This is a genomic window from Streptomyces sp. NBRC 110028, from assembly GCF_001417735.1.
Taxonomy (GTDB): Bacteria; Actinomycetota; Actinomycetes; order Streptomycetales; family Streptomycetaceae; genus Streptomyces.
The window spans coordinates 689,580-709,173 of record NZ_BBUZ01000024.1 but is presented as its reverse complement, the minus strand read 5'-3'; the positions used below and the strand labels follow the sequence as shown (position 1 = coordinate 709,173).

The window sequence follows — 19,594 nt, the reverse complement described above, 5'->3', positions numbered from 1 at the left end:
CCACCGCACCATCGAAGGAGGCAGGCGCGAGGCTCCCGGCGTGAAGGCCGTGACGCGAGCGCCGCACCCACCATGCCGCACTCCCCTGGGCGCGCCCCCCTGTATCCCCAGCCGGACCCGGAGGACGGTGCCATGAGCGACCGTACGGCCCGCACCCCCGCCGCCGGGCACCCCCCAGCCGGAGGCGAGGCACCGCCCGCCGTGCCCTCCGCGGCCGAGCCGCTCGTGCCCCAGCCGCCCGTGGCCATCGCCGCGGGGGAGGCCACCGGACTCCCGCCCGCGCCGCCCCGGGTCACACCGATCCGGCCCGCGTCGGCCCAGCTCGCACCAGCCCGGGCCACGGCACTCACACCGTCGGCAGCCTCTGCCGGGCCGCCCCACCTCGTGACGGCCCCGGTGCCGCGTCAGGATCACAGCGGTCCTGACGCTGCCGAAAGCCTCGCCCCCACCGCCGGACAGGACCCGCTCGACCACCCCGACCCACAGCTCGCCGCAGACGCCGCGGGGGTCGAGAACCTGCTGCGCTGCTGGGTACGGGAGACCGCCGCGGGGCCCTTGGACGGCGACACCCTGCGCATCCCCCTTCCCGCGAGCGGCACCTCCCTCCAGGTGCCAGTCCGCTACTGGTCGGCCACCGGCTGGCACCGCTTCGGCGCACCTGTGCTGGAACACGGACCCTGGGACGCCCCGCCCGTCGGCGCCGTGGCCCTTGCGGCGCTGCTCACCCGGGAGGCGGCATACGCGGCCCGGCAGGACGAAACCGACGCGGAGGCATCCGACCTCGTCGGCCGGGTCGCGGACTCCGTACGACGCACTGCCCAATTCCTCGCCCACCGCCGGGCCGTGCCCGCCGATCCCGGCGCCGGCACCCTCTTCCTCAGCGCGGAACAGTCCCTCCTCCTCGGTCACCCCCTTCATCCCACGCCGAAGAGCCGCGAAGGTCTCTCCGATGCCGCGTCACCTGTGTGCTCACCCGAATCGCGTGGCTCCTTTCCCCTGCACTGGCTCGCCGTTGACCGCTCCGCGCTCGCCTGCGAGTCGGCCTGGACCGAACGCGGCAGAACCGTGCCGGCCGAGAGGCTGGCCCTCTCTCTCGCGGGCAGCGGTCTGCACCTGCCCCCCGGATCCGTGCCCCTGCCCCTGCACCCCTGGCAGGCCCACGAGATCCGGCACCGCCCGGCCGTCGCCGCGCTGTTCGACGCGGGCCTGCTGCACGACCTCGGCCCGGCCGGCGGACACTGGCACCCCACCTCCTCGGTCCGCACCGTCTACCGGCCCGGCGCGCCCGCGATGCTCAAACTCTCCCTCGGTCTGCGGATCACCAACTCCCGCCGCGAGAACCTCCGCAAGGAGCTTCGCCGCGGTGTCGAGGTACACCGGCTGCTGCGCAGCGGACTGGCCGAGCAGTGGCGGGCCGCCTTCCCCGGATTCCCCGGCTTCGACATCGTCCGCGACCCGGCCTGGCTCGCGGTGGACGGGCCGGACGGCGAGCCCCTGACCGGGCTCGACGTCGTCATCCGGCACAACCCGTTCGGCCCGGGCGACGACGCCGTCTGCGTCGCCGGGCTCCTCTCGCTCCGGCCCTGGCCGGGACAGCCCGCGATGCGCTCACGGCTGGCCCGTCTCATCGCCCGGCTCGCCGCCCGCACCGGTCGCTCCTCGGCGGCCGTCAGCGCCGAGTGGTTCCTGCGTTACCTGCGCACGGTCGTACGCCCCGTGCTCTGGCTGGACGGAGAGGCAGGCATCGCCCTGGAGGCACACCAGCAGAACACCCTGGTGCTGCTGGACCCGGACGGCTGGCCGGTCGGGGGCCGCTACCGGGACAACCAGGGTTACTACTTCCGGGAGTCCCGATATGACGACCTCCAGCGGCGGCTGCCCGGCATCGGCGGGCGCAGCGACACCTTCGTGTCCGACGAGGTCACCGATGAGCGCTTCGCCTACTACCTCGGCGTCAACAACGTCCTCGGAGTGATCGGAGCGTTCGGGGCGCAGCGGCTCGCCGACGAGCGCGTGCTGCTGGCCGCGTTCCGCCGCTTCCTCGCCGACGCCGCGTCCGGCCCCGGCAAACTCCGCTCGCGGTTGCCCGCCCGTCTCCTCGAGACGCCCACCTTGCGCTGCAAGGCCAATCTGCTCACCCGCCTGCGCGGCCTGGACGAACTCGTGGGGCCGGTCGACACCCAGTCCGTCTACGTCACCATCACCAACCCCCTTGTCACATCCGCCGCTTCCCTGGCATGACGTCCGTCCATCCCGCCGACCACGCCCCTCACGGCGCGTCTGAGATCCATGAGAGGAGAGCGTCGCCGTGCCGCACTCCGACTCCAGCACCGACGACACCATCGACATGCGGATGCGCCAGGAAGAGGACACCGCGCGAATCCCCGAGAACCAGCTGAGCGGCCTGGATGCCGACAGCGGCCCCGACCTCCTCGACCGCATCGCCGAATGGGGCCCCACCAGCACCCCGGTGGGGGCCTTCCAACTGGTCCCGGTCCGCGTCGGGCGCGATCTGCGGCTCATCGCCCGATGGATGAATGACCCGTCCGTGGCCGCCTTCTGGGAACTCGACGGCCCGGACGACATCACGGCGAGCCACCTGGGCGGCCAGCTCGACGGTGACGGCCGGAGCGTGCCCTGCCTGGGAGTGCTGGACGGCGTGCCGATGAGCTACTGGGAGGTCTACCGCGCCGATCTCGACCCGCTCGCCCGGTACTACCCGGCCCGGCCGCACGACACCGGCATCCACCTGCTCATCGGCCGCGTCAGCGACCGTGGCCGGGGCCTCGGCTCGACCCTGCTCCGTGCCGCGGCCGATCTGGTGCTCGAACACCGCCCCTCCTGCGCGCGCGTCGTGGCCGAACCCGATCTGCGCAACATCCCCTCCGTCGCGGCCTTCCTCGGCGCCGGTTTCCGCTTCTCCGCAGAGGTGGACCTCCCGGAGAAACGGGCGGCGCTGATGCTGCGCGACCGGTCCCTGCGCCACCTGCTGTGAGCCATCGTGACCCCCTGTGATCCGCGACGGCCTCTGAACGCCGCCTTTTCCTGTGATACACCGCTCGGCCCGTCCAGGTTCCGCCGCTATCACGGGTTCCCTCCGCGGAGGCTGATGCGGCCGTTAACGGGAGTGATGTCGGTGCCGCCGCGTAGGCTGGCAGCCCTATGACTGACACGTCCTCGCCTCCACTCGCAGACCTGCTGCACGCCGCCGTCACCGCTGTCGGTGGTACCGAACGCCCTGGCCAGACAGCCATGGCCGAAGCCGTGGCCGAGGCGATCGACGACAATTCCCATCTGCTGGTCCAGGCCGGCACCGGCACCGGCAAGTCGCTCGGCTATCTGGTGCCCGCCCTCGCCCAGGGCGAGCGCGTCGTCGTCGCCACGGCGACCCTCGCCCTGCAGCGCCAGCTCGTCGAGCGCGATCTGCCGCGCACCGTCGACGCTCTGCATCCGCTGCTGCGCCGCCGCCCCGAGTTCGCCATGCTCAAGGGGCGCTCCAACTATCTGTGCCTGCACCGCCTCCACGAAGGGGTGCCGCAGGACGACGCCGACGAGGCCGGGCTGTTCGACCCCTTCGAGGCGGCCGCGCCCACCAGCAAGCTGGGCAAGGACCTGCTGCGGCTGCGTGACTGGTCCGACGAGACCGAGACGGGCGACCGCGACGACCTGACCCCCGGCGTCTCCGACCGCGCCTGGTCCCAGGTGTCCGTCACCTCCCGGGAATGCCTCGGCGCGTCCAAATGCGCCTATGGCGCCGAGTGCTTCGCCGAGGCCGCCCGCGAGCGCGCCAAGCTCGCGGAGGTCGTCGTCACCAACCACGCGCTGCTCGCCATCGACGCGATCGAGGGCGCCCCGGTTCTGCCCAGCCACGAGGTGCTGATCGTCGACGAGGCACATGAGCTGGTCTCCCGCGTCACCGGCGTCGCCAGCGGCGAGCTCACCCCCGGCCAGGTCAACCGGGCCGTGCGGCGCGCCACCAAGCTGGTCAACGAGAAGGCGGCCGACGCTCTCCAGACCGCCTCGGAGACCTTCGAGCGGATCATGGAGCTGGCCCTGCCCGGCCGCCTCGAGACCATCCCCGAGGACCTGAGCTATGCCCTGATGGCGTTGCGCGACGCGGCCCGTACGGTGATCTCAGCCCTCGGCGCCACCCGCGATGCCTCGGTTCAGGATGAGGACGCCGTCCGTAAGCAGGCCCTGGGCGCGGTGGAGAACATCCACCAGGTGGCGGAGCGGATCGTGGAGGGCTCCGAGTTCGATGTCATCTGGTACGAGCGGCACGACCGTTTCGGTGCCTCGCTGCGTGTCGCTCCGCTGTCCGTGTCCGGGCTGCTGCGCGAGAAGCTGTTCGATGACCGCTCGGTGATCCTCACCTCCGCCACGCTCAAGATCGGCGGGGACTTCAACGGGGTGGCCGCGTCGCTCGGCCTCGCTCCCGAGAGCCCGCAGGACCCCGAGGGCGGCGAGGAATCCGCTCCGCGCTGGCAGTCCCTCGATGTCGGCTCGCCCTTCGACTACGCGAAGCAGGGGATCCTCTACGTCGCCAAGCATCTCACCCAGCCCGGCCGCGAGGGCAGCCGCGGCGACATGCTGGATGAGCTGGCCGAGTTGGTGGAGGCCGCGGGCGGGCGCACACTCGGGCTGTTCTCGTCCATGCGCGCCGCCCAGGCCGCCGCGGAAGAGCTGCGCGGACGGCTCGACATGCCCATCCTCCTCCAGGGCGAGGAGACTCTCGGCGAGCTGATCCGGGCGTTCGCCGCCGATCCCAGGACCTGCCTGTTCGGCACGCTGTCGCTGTGGCAGGGCGTGGATGTGCCGGGCCCGAGCTGTCAGTTGGTGGTCATGGACCGGGTGCCCTTCCCGCGCCCCGACGACCCACTGATGAGCGCCCGCCAGAAGGCCGTGGAGGAGGCCGGTGGCAATGGCTTCATGGCCGTCGCGGCCACGCATGCCGCCCTGCTGATGGCGCAGGGCGCGGGCCGGCTCGTGCGGGCCTCCGGGGACCGCGGCATCGTCGCCGTTCTGGACCCGCGGGTCGAGCGGGCCCGCTACGGCTCGTTCCTGCGGAAGACCATGCCGGACTTCTGGTACACGACCGATCGCAACCAGGTGCGCCGTTCCCTGGCCGCGATCGACGCGGCGGCCAAGGCCGACGGGGCGTAGCGCGCGGGCATACAGCAGGGCCCCGGAACCGGCGCAGTGGTCCCGGGGCCCGGTCGTGGGGCGCGCTGGGGCGCGCCTCGCTCAGCCGGTTCAGACGCGCCGCAGCACCGCGACGACCTTGCCCAGAATGGTCGCCTCATCACCGGGGATCGGCTGGTACGAGGCGTTGTGCGGGAGCAGCCAGACATGGCCGTCCTCGCGCTTGAAGCGCTTCACCGTCGCCTCCCCGTCGAGCATCGCGGCGACGATGTCACCGTTTTCGGCGACGGGCTGACGGCGCACCGTGACCCAGTCCCCGTCGCAGATGGCGGCCTCGATCATCGAGTCGCCGACCACCTTCAGGACGAACAGCTCTCCGTCGCCGACCAGCTGGCGGGGGAGGGGGAAGACATCCTCGACCGACTCCTCGGCGAGGATCGGCCCGCCGGCCGCGATCCGGCCGACCAGCGGGACGTAGGAGGCGGCGGGCTTGCCGGTGGTGTCCGTCGGCTGCGTGCTGGGCTGGTCCGAGCCACGGACCTCATATGCCCGGGGCCGGTGGGGGTCGCGCCGCAGGAAGCCCTTGCGCTCCAGGGCCATCAGCTGATGGGCGACGGACGAGGTGCTGGAGAGACCCACCGCCTGGCCGATCTCCCGCATGGACGGCGGGTAGCCGCGCCGCTGCACAGAGTCGCGGATGACCTCGATGACGCGACGCTGCCGGTCGGTCAGCCCTGAACTGTCCGCCCGGATTCCTGGAGGTCGCCCGGGTAGTGATCGGGTCGCTTTCTGCCCCTCCGGGTTCGTGCTCGCGTCGTTGATCGCGTGGGTCTGATGCATCGCGTGCGTCTGTTCGAGTCGGCTCTGGGAGCGCTCCTGGGCGGTAACAGCGGCGCTCTCTGCGGTGGTGGTCACGACGGCCCCTCTCGAGATGTTCTCCCTAGTTGGACAACGGTAGTTGCTTTCGAAAGGTTGCGCCAAACACACGTTCGAGTGAAATATCCCAGTTGAGCTGACGTGATCAGAGGCTTGGGTGTATAGGCCGGTTCCGGTGCGGGCTGAGGGGCGATCTTCGGTCGTGTCGGCGGCGGGTCACAGTCTCGCACCCGGCTCCCCGTGGAGCCGGGACCCGTGGGGTTCGCGTAGTCTCGTGCCTGCTCCCGGGTCATGACACGCCATTCGGTGCGGTTGGGTGCCAGACACCAGATCTAGTGGTTTGATGGATGTCAGCCACCCACAGCTTGTGGTCCCCGGTGATTCGTTGCCGAGATCTTCGCCTATGCTTGTGGTCGCTCCGGCGGGCCCGCGCGGCCGGCGGGGGCTTATCAGTCATGCGCCGTTCTTGAGGGTGAGGGAGGGTACGGAGTCATGCACTGCCCCTTCTGCAGGCACCCGGACAGCCGCGTCGTCGACAGCCGGACCACGGATGACGGCTGCTCGATCCGCAGGCGCCGCCAGTGCCCCGACTGTTCGCGCCGCTTCACGACCGTGGAGACCGCGTCACTGATGGTGATCAAGCGGAGCGGGGTCACCGAGCCCTTCAGCCGCGACAAGGTCATCTCCGGGGTCCGCAAGGCGTGCCAGGGCCGTCCCGTCACCGAGGACGCCCTCGCCAAGCTCGGTCAGCGCGTGGAGGAGGCCGTCCGGGCCACCGGCAGCGCCGAGCTGTCCACTCATGACGTGGGGCTCGCCATACTCGGTCCGCTCCAGGAGTTGGACCTCGTCGCCTACCTCCGCTTCGCCTCCGTCTACCGCGCCTTCGACTCGCTCGAGGACTTCGAGGCCGCGGTCGCGGAGCTGCGTGATCAGCAACGGCCTCCCGCGCACGACCGCGGGCCCGGCGCCGGGGCCGCGGAGGCCCCCGCGCCCGTCACCGCCGCCGACTGACCGGCGGCCGAAGATCTGCCCGGGGCCTATCGCGCCGCCGGGTGAAGAACAGAGACACCGTGCCCGGGAAGAAATGGGCACATCAGGGCGTTTTCGCCCGTACTGGGAGGCGGAATGACAGAGACGGCGAGCGGCCCCGCACGAGGCTCCCGCTCCAAGGGAAGCAAGAACAAGGGTCTGCGTATCGAGCGCGTCCACACCACCCCCGGCGTGCATCCGTACGACGAGGTGGCCTGGGAGCGTCGTGACGTCGTCATGACCAACTGGCGTGACGGCTCGGTCAACTTCGAGCAGCGCGGCGTGGAGTTCCCCGACTTCTGGTCGGTGAACGCGGTCAACATCGTCACGAGCAAGTACTTCCGCGGTGCCGTCGGCTCCCCGGAGCGCGAGGCGAGCCTCAAGCAGCTCATCGACCGGGTGGTGAGCACCTACCGCACCTCCGGCGAGGTCAACGGCTACTTCGCCTCCCCCGCAGACGCCGAGATCTTCGACCACGAGCTCACGTACGCGTTGCTGCACCAGGTCTTCAGCTTCAACTCGCCCGTGTGGTTCAACGTCGGCACCAAGCAGCCGCAGCAGGTCAGCGCCTGCTTCATCCTCTCCGTGGACGACTCCATGGAGTCGATCCTGGACTGGTACAAGGAAGAGGGGATGATCTTCAAGGGCGGCTCCGGCGCCGGCCTGAACCTCTCCCGCATCCGCTCCTCCAAGGAACTGCTCTCCTCCGGCGGCAACGCCTCCGGGCCCGTCTCCTTCATGCGCGGAGCCGACGCCTCCGCTGGAACGATCAAGTCGGGCGGTGCGACCCGCCGGGCCGCCAAGATGGTCGTTCTCGACGTCGACCACCCGGACGTCGAGGCGTTCATCGAGACCAAGGTCAAGGAGGAGGAGAAGATCCGCGCCCTGCGCGACGCGGGCTTCGACATGGATCTGGGCGGCGACGACATCACGTCCGTCCAGTACCAGAACGCCAACAACTCCGTCCGCGTGAACGACGCGTTCATGAAGGCCGTGGAGTCCGGCTCGCCGTTCGGTCTGCGCAGCCGTCTCAACGGTGAGCCCATCGAGGAGGTCGACGCCAAGTCCCTCTTCCGCAAGATGGCCGAGGCGGCCTGGGCCTGCGCCGACCCGGGCATCCAGTACGACGACACGATCAACTACTGGCACACCTCGCCGGAGACGGGCCGGATCACCGCCTCCAACCCGTGCAGTGAGTACATGCACCTGGACAACTCCTCGTGCAACCTGGCCTCGCTCAACCTCATGAAGTTCCTCGAGGACGACGGCGCCGGCAACCAGCGCTTCGACGCCGAGCGCTTCGCCAAGGTCGTCGAGCTGGTCATCACCGCGATGGACATCTCCATCTGCTTCGCGGACTTCCCGACCCAGAAGATCGGCGAAACGACCCGCGCCTTCCGCCAGCTGGGCATCGGCTACGCCAACCTCGGCGCCCTGCTGATGGCCACCGGCCACGCCTACGACAGCGACGGCGGCCGGGCCCTGGCCGGAGCCATCACCTCCCTGATGACCGGCACCTCGTACAAGCGCTCCGCCGAGCTGGCGGCCGTCGTCGGCCCGTACGACGGCTACGCCCGCAACGCGGACGCCCACAACCGCGTCATGAAGCAGCACTCGGACGCCAACGCCATCGCCAAGCGCATGGACGACCTGGACACCCCGGTCTGGGCGGCGGCCACCGAGGCATGGCAGGACGTGCTGCGCCTCGGCGAGAAGAGCGGCTTCCGCAACGCCCAGGCGTCGGTGCTCGCCCCCACCGGCACCATCGGCCTGATGATGGACTGCGACACCACGGGCGTCGAGCCGGACCTGGCCCTGGTGAAGTTCAAGAAGCTGGTCGGCGGCGGCTCGATGCAGATCGTGAACAACACGGTCCCCAAGGCGCTCAAGCGGCTCGGCTACCAGCCGGAGCAGGTCGAGGCGATCGTCGCGCACATCGCCGAGCACGGCAATGTGATCGACGCGCCCGGGCTGAAGCCCGAGCACTACGAGGTCTTCGACTGCGCCATGGGTGAGCGCTCCATCTCGCCGATGGGGCACGTGCGGATGATGGCCGCCGCCCAGCCGTTCCTGTCCGGCGCGATCTCCAAGACGGTCAACATGCCGGAGTCGGCCTCCGTCGAGGAGATCGAGGAGATCTACTTCGAGGGCTGGAAGCTGGGCCTCAAGGCGCTGGCGATCTACCGCGACAACTGCAAGGTCGGTCAGCCGCTCTCCGCCAAGAAGAAGGAGGAGAAGGCGGTCGAGCAGGCCGCGCCGGAGGTCGAGAAGGTCGTCGAGTACCGCCCGGTCCGCAAGCGCCTGCCCAAGGGCCGTCCCGGGATCACCACCTCCTTCACGGTCGGCGGCGCCGAGGGCTACATGACGGCCAACTCCTACCCGGACGACGGGCTCGGCGAGGTCTTCCTGAAGATGTCCAAGCAGGGCTCGACCCTCGCGGGCATGATGGACGCCTTCTCTATCGCCGTCTCGGTCGGCCTCCAGTACGGGGTGCCCCTGGAGACGTACGTCTCGAAGTTCACCAACATGCGCTTCGAGCCGGCCGGTATGACGGACGACCCGGACGTGCGGATGGCCCAGTCGATCGTCGACTACATCTTCCGCCGGCTGGCGCTGGACTTCCTGCCGTTCGAGACCCGGTCGGCGCTCGGCATCCACTCCGCCGAGGAGCGCCAGCGTCACCTGGAGACCGGTTCGTACGAGGCGTCCGAGGACGACGTCGACGTCGAGGGCCTGGCCCAGTCGGCGCCGCGGAGGCTGGAGGCCCCGAAGGCCACCACGACCGCGTCCCAGTCCGAGACGTCCGCCCCGAAGGAGGCCCACAGCTCGACCGAGCTGGTCGAGATCCAGCTGGGCCTGAACGCGGACGCACCGCTGTGCTTCTCCTGCGGCACCAAGATGCGCCGCGCGGGCAGCTGCTACCTGTGCGAGGGCTGCGGCTCGACGAGCGGCTGCAGCTGATCGTCCGCCCCGAAGGGTGACCTTCGACGCGGGGCGTGGCCTTCGGGCCGCGCCCCGCTCGCGCGTGTGGGGGGAGCAACTGCCGACCGGTGGGAGCCCTGCTCGGGGGCAGGCGTAAGCCGGGGAACTGTAGCGGTTCCGGTATCTCCTGTCACTCGACTTCTCATACGCACCATGAAATTCGGCAACGCCCCGACTGGCGGTGGCTCGTGCGCGACGCTCTGTGCAAGCGGAGCCGCGCGTCGTGCCCAGCACGGCCCATGTGACCGAGGAGGTCTTGCTGTGACTGTCGCCGCCTTCGGCAGCACGGGTAACGCCGCACAGCTTTTCCGGGGCACCAACCACAGTCCGTCGTACTTCATGCTGAATCGCGCGGGAGTTTCAGGCGGCGGACAGGACATCGTGGATTTCTGCATCCCCTGTAATCCGTACTTCCCCACTCCCGGCATGTTCGACGAGCTGTCGGCCATGCTGCGGGACATTCTCACCTATTACCCCAGCTCCGCCGAGACGATCACGGCCGAATTGGCGCATCTGCTCGATCTCCAGCCACAGACCATGGCGATGGGCAATGGATCGACGGAACTCATCACGTGGATCGATCATCTGCTGGTCAAGGACAGCCTGGCCGTCCCGATCCCCACCTTCGGCCGCTGGACGGATCAGCCGGACGAAACCGGCAAGCGTGTGGACATGTTCCGGTTGCCGGAGCGAAACGGCTTCGCCCTCGATCCCGATGCCTTCGTCTACTTCATACGGCAGCGGGGATCACGGGCCGCCGTCATCTGCAATCCCAACAATCCCGACGGCGGACTCCTCTCCCGCGACGCCGTCATATCGTTCATGGACTCCCTCTCGGACCTCGATCTGGTCGTCATCGACGAGTCCTTCCTGGAGTTCGCCGACCCTGATTCCGGTCCCTGGCCGAGCGTCGTCGACGAGGCCGTGGTGCGCCCGAACGTCGTCGTCCTGCGCAGTCTGGGAAAGAACTTCGGCCTGCACGGCGTGCGTTTCGGCTACCTGGTGGCGAATCCCTCGCTCGCCGGGAAGATCCGGTCCAGGCTGCCGAAGTGGAACCTCAATTCCTTTGCCGAGGTCATCGTCTTCATGCTCAAGGACCATCAGCAGGACTACGAGATGAGCCTGCGGATGCTCGGCCGCGACCGGCAGGAAATGATCGCGCAGCTGGGATGTCTGCCGGGCATGACCGTCTTCCCCTCCCAGGGCAACTTCGTGTTCGTCAAACTGCCGGACGGGGCGAACGGTGTGCAGGTGCGGGACCGGCTGCTGTCCGAACACGGCGTGCTGGTGCGCGAGTGCGGCAACAAGCTCGGCAGCAGCAGCCGGTTCATGCGGCTCGTGGTGAGATCGGAACCCGATGTCCAACGGCTGTTGTCCGGACTCAGCAGCGTCCTGTACGGGAGCGCCTGGTACGCGCCACTTCCCGGCGGCCGGCAACTGCAGGCGGCGTACGCGCCGAGTCCGGGCATGCGGCCTCCGGGCCCCGGTGCCGGAATGCCGGGTGCCGGTGCGGGGCTTCCGGGGCCGGGGACGGGACGCAGGCGCCGCTGACCAAAGGCCTGGGGGAGGCCGGATGCGCTCTCTTGTGGTGGCACCCCCTGTCCACCCCCGAAGCCCTGAGTTGACGGTTCGCTGTGTGATGCGGGCCACCGTCGGGGCCGTAGGATGGCGCGGTGCTGGTCAAGTGGATTCGCTGCACCGTGGTGGACCGTCCGGGCTTCGAGCGGGGGCAGCGGAAGTGGGCGGGGATGCCCGGCGAGCCGGGATTCCGGGGGCAGGGCGGCGGCTGGAGCCGGGGGCGACCGGACGTGGCGCACATCTTCGCGTTCTGGGAGAGCCGGGCGTTCTACGACTCCTTCATGGCGCGATCGCACAACCGGCTGGCGGCCGCTCAGTCGGGCACGTACCGGAACATGCAAGTCCGGCTCTTCGAGCATCGCTTCGATGTGAAGGTCGGCTTCCAGCCCCGGTTCAACGACGCGGACGTGCTGCGGGTCGCGCACTGCCGCGTGCACGCGGAGCGGGTGGACCACTTCACGCTGGTGCAGGAGAAGGTGTGGAATCCGGCGATGGCCGGATCGCCCGGCATGCTGCGCGGGGTCTTCGGTGAGGCGCCGGGCAACGAGTTCCTCGTGCTGTCGATGTGGAATTCGGCCGCCGAGCACGGGAAGTACCGGGTGGAGCGGGTGGAGCGGCTGGGTTTGCGTGCCCAGACGGAGGCGGACGTGGCCGCGATAGCCGGCGATGTGGTGGGCGTCGAGTCCGCCTGGACGGTCTGAGACGGTCTGGGACGGTCCGGTACGGCGACCGCGCCCGGATGCGGCATCGGCCGCGCGGTCCGATCGTCACCCGGCCGGGAGATAGGCCCCGGCCCGGACGGCGGCGGCGACCGCTGCCGCCGACTGGTCGGCCAGCGGTGTGTCGATGGATTCGCGGGTGACCAGCGCCCGGAAGAACAGCGGAGCGGACAGGGCCCGTACGACCGCCCCGGCGTCGGTGCCCACGGGTGCCTCACCGCGCTCGACGGCCCGCGTCACCAGGGATTCGCACCGGGCGAGCCGCTCGGCGTAGAAGGCGCGCAGTGCCTCCGCCGCGCGCGGGGACTGGAACGCGGCGGCGACGAAGGCGGTCGGCGCGGCCGCGGCCGGAATGTCGCCGAACGTCTCGGTCACCTCGCGGGCCAGGGCCCGCAGATCGCCGTCGAGGCTGCCGGTGTCGGGTGGCCTCCAGGAGTCCTCCCCGGCGAGCTGGAGCGCGTCGGCCACCAGCCCCTCGACGCTGCCCCAGCGCCGGTAGACCGTCGTCTTGTGGACGCCGGAGTGTTCGGCCACGTACTCGACGGTCAGGCCCGGGTAGCCGTGCTCGGCGAGACCGGTGAGCACGGCGTCGCGCACCGCGGCGCGGGTGCGCGCGGTGCGTCCGCCGGGGCGGACGGTGCCCGGGGTGTGGGATGTGTCCTCTGCGGACAATCGCAACTCCGATCGCGTTAGTGGGTTTACCGTGCCACACAGAGGGTAATGCAACTGTGGTTGTGTTTACCGGCTCGTCGAACGGGCCGCCTGGTGGCGGACGAGGGAAGCGAGGCGGTCTCCGCGCACCCGCTCTAGGGTGGGCGGCATGGCACGACCCCGGCGCATCATCCTCATACGTCACGGAGAATCGGAGGGGAATGTCGATGACTCGGTGTACGAACGCGTGCCCGACCACGCCCTGAGGCTGACCGAGACCGGGCGGCGGCAGGCCCTCGAGGCGGGCGTCCGGCTGCGGGCCACCTTCGCCGACGAGCGCGTGTCGGTCTATGTGTCGCCGTACCGGCGCACCCACCAGACCCTGGGTCTGCTCGGCCTGGATCCGTCCCGCACCCGGGTCAGGGAGGAGCCGCGGCTGCGCGAGCAGGACTGGGGAAACTGGCAGGACCGCGAGGACGTGCGGAAGCAGAAGTCCTACCGCGACGCCTACGGGCACTTCTTCTACCGCTTCGCGCAGGGCGAGTCCGGGGCCGATGTCTACGACCGGGTGGACGCGTTCCTGGAGAGCCTGTGGCGCAGCTTCGATGACCCGGCCCATCCGCCGAACGTGCTGCTGGTCACCCACGGGCTGACCATGAGGCTGTTCTGCATGCGCTGGCTCCACTGGAGCGTCGCCGAATTCGAGTCCCTGTCCAATCCGGACAACGCCGAGACGCGGATGCTGCTGCTGGGCTCCGACGGCCGCTACCACCTCGACCGGCCCTTCGAGCGCTGGTGCACCCCCGAGCCCTACGGACTCACCGGTTAGAGTGCCCAGCGATGACCGCTGACCGTTACCACCGGGCTCTGGCGAGCCTGCGCGGGCTGTCCGTGGGCGACGCCCTCGGCTCCCAGTTCTTCGTCCCCGCCAACCATCCCTTCCTCAAGCGCCGAGAGCTGCCACCCGACCCCTGGCAGTGGACCGACGACACCGAGATGGGCTGCTCCGTGCTGGCCGCTCTCGCCGAGCACGGCCGGATCGACCAGGACGACCTCGCCCGGTCGTTCGCCGTGCACCATGACTTCGACCGGGGGTACGGCCCCGCCGTGAACCGGATGCTCCGGCTGGTCAGGGAAGGTGGCGACTGGCGTGATCTGGCCGCCGGTCTGTTCCAGGGGCAGGGATCATGGGGTAACGGCGCCGCCATGCGGATCGCCCCGCTGGGCGCCTGGTACGCGGGCGAGGTGGAGCAGGCGACGCATCAGGCGGAGATCTCCGCGTACACCACGCACCAGCACCGGGAGGCAGTGGCGGGGGCGATGGCGGTAGCCGCCGCGGCGGCGGTGGTGGCCGACCCGGCGGGCCACGGCGGGCCGGAAGCCCTGCTGGACCGGGTGGTCGAGGCCGTCCCGCGCAGCGCCGTCCAGGCGGGGCTGCGGCGCGCCCGCGACATGCTGGACTACGGGGATGCCGGCACCGTCGCCGCGGTGCTGGGGTGCGGCCGCCGCACCAGCGCCCATGACACCGTGCCCTTCGCGCTGTGGGCCGCGGCCCGGCACCTGGACTCCTTCGAGGACGCGTTCTGGGCGACCGCGCAGGCCGGCGGGGACGTGGACACCACCTGCGCGATCGCCGGCGGAGTCGTCGCGTCCGGGGCGCGCGGCACACCGCCGCGCGGGTGGCTGGAGCGCACCGAGCCTCTCCCGTCGTGGATCCCGGCGGCGGATTGACGAACGGCGGCGGGCGTCGTCCCCGCTCAGGGCAGGGTGCGCCGCGCCGCCGGACAACCGCCCCCGCACCGCGTCGGGTTGGGTACGGAGGGCCACCGCGGCCGTCCGCGGCCGTCCGCGACCGGGCCCGTTCCGGGGGCCCGGGGGCGTACCGCCTGATCCGGGTACACGGCGCCGGGGTGAGCGGCGTAATGTTGTCCTCGCCATGGCCTACCAACCGCCCACCCACAGTGTCGAGCGCTCGCTCCGCGCCACGACAGGAGCCAAGATCGTCGTCGGTGTCGACGAGGTCGGGCGAGGGGCCTGGGCAGGTCCGGTGACGGTCTGCGCGGCGGTCACCGGTCTGCGGCGCCCGCCGACCGGGCTCACCGACTCCAAGCTGCTGAGCCCCAAGAGGCGCACGGAGCTGGCGCACGAGTTGGAGTCGTGGGTCACCGCGCATGCCCTGGGTCACTCCTCGCCCGAGGAGATCGACGACCTGGGGATGACGGCCGCCCTCCGGCTCGCCGCGACCCGGGCTCTCGACGGGCTGCCCGTCCGTCCGGACGCGGTGATCCTCGATGGCAAGCACGACTACCTCGGCGCTCCCTGGAGGGTCCGCACGGTCATCAAGGGCGATCAGTCCTGTGTGGCCGTCGCTGCCGCCTCCGTGATCGCCAAGGTGCGGCGGGACGCGTTGATGGCCGAACTGGGGGACGCACACGCGGACTTCCGGTTCGGGGACAACGCCGGATACCCGTCCCCCGTGCACCGCGCCGCCCTGCGGGAACAGGGGCCCACGCCCCACCACCGGCTGTCCTGGGCCTACCTGGACGGGCTGCCCCGCTGGCGGCACCTCAAGCGCGTGCGCAATACACCTGAATCGGTCGAGCTGGAGGTCGGCGGCCAACTCGGCTTCGACTTCTGAGCAGACCGACCGGTTCGAACCACCACCCGCCGGTGCGAGTCGCACCGACGTTTGATAGACATCAGCCCATGCCTCTCATCCCCGAGGAGCCTCAGATTCACGAGAGTGTCCCGGGTCCTCGCGCGACACCGGCCGCAGGCCGCACCGCGCCGACCCCTCGTCCTGTCCCTGGTCCCGGCCCCCGGCCCGCCCCGCGGCGTCCGGGAAGCCCCGGTCCGAACCGTGGTTCCGCCGGGACCTCGTCGGCTCCGTCGCAGCGCACCACCAGCGATGCGGCGAAGCCCGCGCCGACCGCCCCGGCGGCCTCGGCCGCCAAGACCGCCCCCGCCTCGACGGCCGCGCCCCAGATCCAGCTGATCCCCGCCTCGGTGGACGGCGCCGTGGACGCGGCGGACGAGGCGGTCGACCTGCTGCTGGACTCCGGCCGGGCGCCAGGCGACATCCTGGTGCTGACCACCGGGGACCAGCATCCGTGGGCGGCACACGAGTTGTCCTTCGGCGAGGCGTCCTACTGGGCGCAGCACGACGCCGGTGACGACGTCTTCTACGCCGCGGTGGACGCCGACCGCGCGGGCGGCCGCCCGGTCGTGGTCGTCGCCGTCAACGGCGGAGCGGACGATGCCGTGGCCGGAGCACTGACCCGGGCGATGAGCCGTGCCTCGGCGCTGCTGATCGTCTGCGGTGACCCGCAGCGCATCAACGGCCTCATGGCCGCGGGTGTCTGATTCCGCACTCCCCGTACGACCGGTGCCCGGCAGCCCCTGACGCGCGTCGAGGAGCTGTCCGGCGTCCGGACGGTCGGCGGTCACACGGCCGCTGAGCGGTGCAGCACGCCGCGAGCCCCGCCCAGGGGCCGCGGCAGGGGCGCCGCGTCGCCATCGGGTTCGGGTGCGGGGGCGATCCCCAGTGTGGTCCGGAGCGAAGCGGAGTGCGGCCGACGGCCGCCCCGCCCTTCGCCGAGGACCTGCCAGCCCTCCCGGGTCAGGGTGATGTACGCGCCACAGCGCAGCCCGTGCAGGGTGCAGGCGTCCCGCAGCCCCCACATCCAGGCGCCGTCCTCTTCCGTCCACCGGCTCCCACCCTCGCGGCAGTAGAGCAGCACGGCGGTGCGGACCGGCGAGCGGCGCCGCAGATCGTGCGGGATCACCCGGCGCAGCTGGGTCAGGAGCGCGTTGCGGAACTCCCACCCGTCGGGTGTGGTGGAGCCGTGCTGCCTGAACGAGGCGCTGGCCGTGAGGCGTTCCTCCGGATCGAGGACCGCGACGACGGCCGTCGAGGGAGTCGGCAGGTGGCGGCTGTGCAGCCCGTGGACGACCTCGCGCGGATTGCGCAGCAGCGGAATACCGGCGGCGGCCCATTCGGCGGGTTCGAGCATCCGGCTCAGCCGGACGGCGGGTTCGGCGGACGGTGGCGGAGCGAAGCCGAAGGTCACGGTCCTCCCTTCGTCTGCGCGCCCATGGTCCGTGCGAGGGTCGGGCGCGGGCGCACGCCACGACACGGCCCCGTCAGGACCACGCGAGGGCCGGCGCGGGGAGCTTCTGCCAATTCTCGCCGGTAGCGCTCGGATGCGGCAATGAGTAGTTGGCGCACCTGGCCGGTTTGCGGGTATGTGCCTCCTATGTTCTTCGCCCCCTCCCGGTCACCGTCGTCGCTCAGCGCCGCACGGCGAGGACCAGCGGAAACAGCGCGGCCGCACTGGCCCGGCGGAGCGGCCGGGCCAGTACGGGTCGGCACGCCCGGAGCGAATTGGCCGATTGTCAGTGCCATCGGGTTGCATGGGGGCATGGACAACCTTGAGCTCCGCACCGAAGCCGACGCCATCCTCGCTGAGCTCGTCGGTGCCCCGGAGGGTTCGGCGCGGCTGCGGGAGGATCAGTGGCAGGCCGTGGCGGCTCTGGTGGAGGAGCGCCGCCGGGCACTGGTGGTGCAGCGGACCGGCTGGGGCAAGTCGGCGGTGTATTTCGTCGCCACCGCTTTGCTGCGGCGGCGTGGCTCGGGTCCTACGGTGATCATCTCGCCGCTGCTGGCGCTGATGCGTAACCAGGTCGACTCGGCGGCGCGTGCCGGTATCCAGGCGCGCACGATCAACTCGGCCAACCCGGAGGAATGGGACACCATCTACGGGGAGGTCGAGCGTGGCGAGACCGACGTTCTCCTCGTAAGTCCGGAGCGTCTCAATTCCGTGGATTTCCGCGATCAGGTGCTGCCCAAGCTTGCGGCCACGACCGGTCTGCTGGTCGTTGACGAGGCGCACTGCATCTCCGACTGGGGGCACGACTTCCGGCCCGACTACCGTCGGTTGCGCACGATGCTCGCGGAGTTGCCGGCGGGCGTGCCGGTACTGGCCACGACGGCGACCGCGAACGCGCGGGTGACCGCGGACGTGGCCGAGCAGTTGGGCACGGGAGGCGCGGGTGCTCTGGTGCTGCGGGGGCCGCTGGACCGGGAGAGCCTGCGGTTGGGGGTGCTGGAGCTGCCGGATGCGGCGCATCGGCTGGCGTGGCTGGGGGAGCGGCTGGGGGATCTGCCGGGTTCGGGGATCATTTACACGCTGACGGTGGCAGCGGCGGAGGAGGTCGCGGCGTTCCTGCGGCAGCGCGGGTATCCGGTGGCTTCCTACACGGGGAAGACGGAGAACGCCGACCGGTTGCAGGCGGAGGAGGACCTGCTGGCGAACCGGGTGAAGGCGCTGGTGGCGACCTCGGCGCTGGGGATGGGCTTTGACAAGCCGGACCTGGGGTTCGTGGTGCACCTGGGGTCGCCCTCATCCCCGATCGCCTATTACCAGCAAGTGGGCCGTGCGGGGCGTGGTGTGGACCATGCGGATGTGCTGCTGCTGCCGGGGCGGGAGGACGAGGCGATCTGGGCGTACTTCGCGTCGGTGGGCTTCCCGCCCGAGGAGCAGGTGCGGCGCACGCTGGGGGTTCTGGAGCAGGCGGGTCGTCCGTTGTCGCTGCCCGCGCTGGAGCCGTTGGTGGATCTTCGGCGGTCGCGGCTGGAGACGATGCTGAAGGTCCTGGACGTGGACGGGGCGGTCAAGCGGGTGAAGGGGGGCTGGACCGCCACCGGCGAGCCGTGGGTGTACGACGCGGAGCGGTATGCGTGGGTGGCCCGGCAGCGGGAGGCGGAGCGGCAGGCCATGCGGGACTACGTGGCGACCACGGGGTGCCGGATGGAGTTCCTGCAGCGGCAGCTCGACGACGAGAAGGCGGCTCCGTGCGGTCGCTGCGACACCTGCGCCGGGCCCTGGCTCGATCCCGCCGTCTCGCCCGGAGCCCTCGCGGCGGCGACAGGCGAGCTGGAGCGCCCGGGAGTCGAGGTCGAGCCACGCCGCATGTGGCCCTCGGGCATGGCCGCGGTCGGGGTCGACCTCAAGGGCCGTATCCCAGCGGCCCAGCAGGCGGCCCCCGGGCGCGCGCTCGGCAGGCTCTCGGACATCGGCTGGGGCAACCGCCTGCGTCCGCTGCTGTCGGAGCAGGCCACGGACGGACCGGTCCCGGACGACGTACTGGCCGCCGTCGTGGCGACGGTTGCCGACTGGGCCCGCTCCCCGGGCGGCTGGGCCGGCGATGGCCCTGACGCGGCGGCACGGCCGGTGGGGGTCGTCGCCATGCCCTCCCGCACCCGCCCGCAGCTGGTCGCCTCACTGGCCAGGGGCCTGGCCCGGGTGGGCAGGCTCCCCCTGCTGGGCAGCCTGACGTACACCCCGCAGGCCGACGAGTTCGCGGCGCACCGGAGCAACTCCGCCCAGCGGCTGCGAGCCCTGGCCGCCTCGTTCGCCGTGCCCGACGAACTCACCGCCGCCCTGGCCGGCACCCCCGGCCCGGTCCTGCTCGTCGACGACTTCACCGACTCCGGCTGGACCCTGGCCGTGGGGGCGCGCCTCCTGCGCCGGAACGGAGCCGACCAGGTGCTCCCACTCGTCCTTGCGCTGGCCGGGTAGCCGCGCCTCGCTGCCTCGGGACCGGAGAGCATCCGC

At 71.0% G+C, this 19,594-nt stretch carries 14 protein-coding genes and 1 pseudogene; 12 read left to right on the top strand and 3 right to left on the bottom strand.

The window, feature by feature from the left end; translation table 11 throughout:
* Positions 1-132: 132 nt before the first annotated feature.
* The 3 genes from ASC60_RS12325 to ASC60_RS12315 all read left to right on the top strand — a co-directional run bounded on the left by ASC60_RS12325 (position 133) and on the right by ASC60_RS12315 (position 5,163).
* On the top strand, positions 133-2,241 hold the full coding sequence (locus tag ASC60_RS12325) for an IucA/IucC family siderophore biosynthesis protein (RefSeq protein WP_079038339.1): 2,109 nt from the start codon (positions 133-135) through the stop codon (positions 2,239-2,241).
* A 67-nt stretch (positions 2,242-2,308) separates the two neighbouring features.
* Entirely contained in the window at positions 2,309-2,995 is a 687-nt protein-coding gene (locus ASC60_RS12320; protein ID WP_055549878.1) for a GNAT family N-acetyltransferase, read from the top strand.
* A 167-nt stretch (positions 2,996-3,162) separates the two neighbouring features.
* Positions 3,163-5,163, top strand: coding sequence for an ATP-dependent DNA helicase (locus ASC60_RS12315; RefSeq protein ID WP_055549876.1), 2,001 nt, complete (start codon positions 3,163-3,165; stop codon positions 5,161-5,163).
* A 90-nt stretch (positions 5,164-5,253) separates the two neighbouring features.
* Here the strand turns inward: ASC60_RS12315 and lexA are convergent, their stop codons facing one another.
* Complete coding sequence (gene lexA, locus ASC60_RS12310; RefSeq protein ID WP_055549875.1) at positions 5,254-6,057, bottom strand: transcriptional repressor LexA; 804 nt, start codon at positions 6,055-6,057, stop codon at positions 5,254-5,256.
* A gap of 453 nt (positions 6,058-6,510) precedes the next feature.
* Between lexA and nrdR the strand changes: the two genes are divergently transcribed.
* The 4 genes and pseudogenes from nrdR to ASC60_RS12290 all read left to right on the top strand — a co-directional run bounded on the left by nrdR (position 6,511) and on the right by ASC60_RS12290 (position 12,308).
* On the top strand, positions 6,511-7,029 hold the full coding sequence (nrdR, locus tag ASC60_RS12305; RefSeq protein WP_055549873.1) for a transcriptional regulator NrdR: 519 nt from the start codon (positions 6,511-6,513) through the stop codon (positions 7,027-7,029).
* Positions 7,030-7,143: 114 nt separating this feature from the next.
* Complete coding sequence (locus tag ASC60_RS12300) at positions 7,144-10,008, top strand: vitamin B12-dependent ribonucleotide reductase (RefSeq protein ID WP_055549871.1); 2,865 nt, start codon at positions 7,144-7,146, stop codon at positions 10,006-10,008.
* 360 nt (positions 10,009-10,368) lie between these two features.
* A pseudogene (locus tag ASC60_RS12295) lies at positions 10,369-11,556 on the top strand (histidinol-phosphate transaminase); the annotation flags it as partial.
* A 146-nt stretch (positions 11,557-11,702) separates the two neighbouring features.
* A complete protein-coding gene (locus ASC60_RS12290; protein WP_055549869.1) occupies positions 11,703-12,308 on the top strand; it encodes a YdbC family protein in 606 nt (201 codons plus the stop codon).
* 66 nt (positions 12,309-12,374) lie between these two features.
* Here the strand turns inward: ASC60_RS12290 and ASC60_RS12285 are convergent, their stop codons facing one another.
* Positions 12,375-13,004: a TetR/AcrR family transcriptional regulator gene (locus ASC60_RS12285; RefSeq protein WP_055549868.1), complete on the bottom strand. Its 630-nt coding sequence runs from the start codon at positions 13,002-13,004 to the stop codon at positions 12,375-12,377.
* A gap of 142 nt (positions 13,005-13,146) precedes the next feature.
* On the opposite strand from ASC60_RS12285, the gene ASC60_RS12280 reads away from it, so the two are divergent.
* From ASC60_RS12280 to ASC60_RS39040, 4 genes are all read left to right on the top strand, one after another.
* On the top strand, positions 13,147-13,806 hold the full coding sequence (locus ASC60_RS12280; protein ID WP_055550080.1) for a histidine phosphatase family protein: 660 nt from the start codon (positions 13,147-13,149) through the stop codon (positions 13,804-13,806).
* Between the two features lie 11 nt (positions 13,807-13,817).
* Positions 13,818-14,708 carry an ADP-ribosylglycohydrolase family protein gene (locus tag ASC60_RS12275; protein WP_055549866.1) on the top strand — a complete coding sequence of 297 codons (891 nt, stop codon included), beginning with the start codon at positions 13,818-13,820 and terminating at the stop codon, positions 14,706-14,708.
* A 205-nt stretch (positions 14,709-14,913) separates the two neighbouring features.
* Entirely contained in the window at positions 14,914-15,615 is a 702-nt protein-coding gene (locus tag ASC60_RS12270) for a ribonuclease HII (protein ID WP_055549863.1), read from the top strand.
* A gap of 68 nt (positions 15,616-15,683) precedes the next feature.
* Positions 15,684-16,340, top strand: coding sequence for a hypothetical protein (locus tag ASC60_RS39040; RefSeq protein WP_079038337.1), 657 nt, complete (start codon positions 15,684-15,686; stop codon positions 16,338-16,340).
* Positions 16,341-16,420: 80 nt separating this feature from the next.
* Here ASC60_RS39040 and ASC60_RS12260 read toward each other — a convergent pair whose 3' ends face one another.
* Positions 16,421-17,047 carry a hypothetical protein gene (locus tag ASC60_RS12260; protein WP_055549859.1) on the bottom strand — a complete coding sequence of 209 codons (627 nt, stop codon included), beginning with the start codon at positions 17,045-17,047 and terminating at the stop codon, positions 16,421-16,423.
* Positions 17,048-17,398: 351 nt separating this feature from the next.
* On the opposite strand from ASC60_RS12260, the gene ASC60_RS12255 reads away from it, so the two are divergent.
* Positions 17,399-19,558 (top strand): RecQ family ATP-dependent DNA helicase, encoded by a 2,160-nt coding sequence (locus tag ASC60_RS12255; RefSeq protein ID WP_055549857.1) that lies wholly within the window; start codon positions 17,399-17,401, stop codon positions 19,556-19,558.
* Positions 19,559-19,594: the final 36 nt, after the last annotated feature.

Bases quoted from the DNA above. Each gene is read 5' to 3' on its own strand.
- ASC60_RS12325 (WP_079038339.1), top strand. From the start codon at position 133: ATGAGCGACCGTACGGCCCGCACCCCCGCCGCCGGGCACCCCCCAGCC.
- ASC60_RS12315 (WP_055549876.1), top strand. From the start codon at position 3,163: ATGACTGACACGTCCTCGCCTCCACTCGCAGACCTGCTGCACGCCGCC.
- nrdR (WP_055549873.1), top strand. From the start codon at position 6,511: ATGCACTGCCCCTTCTGCAGGCACCCGGACAGCCGCGTCGTCGACAGC.
- ASC60_RS12300 (WP_055549871.1), top strand. From the start codon at position 7,144: ATGACAGAGACGGCGAGCGGCCCCGCACGAGGCTCCCGCTCCAAGGGA.
- ASC60_RS12280 (WP_055550080.1), top strand. From the start codon at position 13,147: ATGGCACGACCCCGGCGCATCATCCTCATACGTCACGGAGAATCGGAG.
- ASC60_RS12275 (WP_055549866.1), top strand. From the start codon at position 13,818: ATGACCGCTGACCGTTACCACCGGGCTCTGGCGAGCCTGCGCGGGCTG.
- ASC60_RS12270 (WP_055549863.1), top strand. From the start codon at position 14,914: ATGGCCTACCAACCGCCCACCCACAGTGTCGAGCGCTCGCTCCGCGCC.
- ASC60_RS39040 (WP_079038337.1), top strand. From the start codon at position 15,684: ATGCCTCTCATCCCCGAGGAGCCTCAGATTCACGAGAGTGTCCCGGGT.
- ASC60_RS12255 (WP_055549857.1), top strand. From the start codon at position 17,399: ATGGACAACCTTGAGCTCCGCACCGAAGCCGACGCCATCCTCGCTGAG.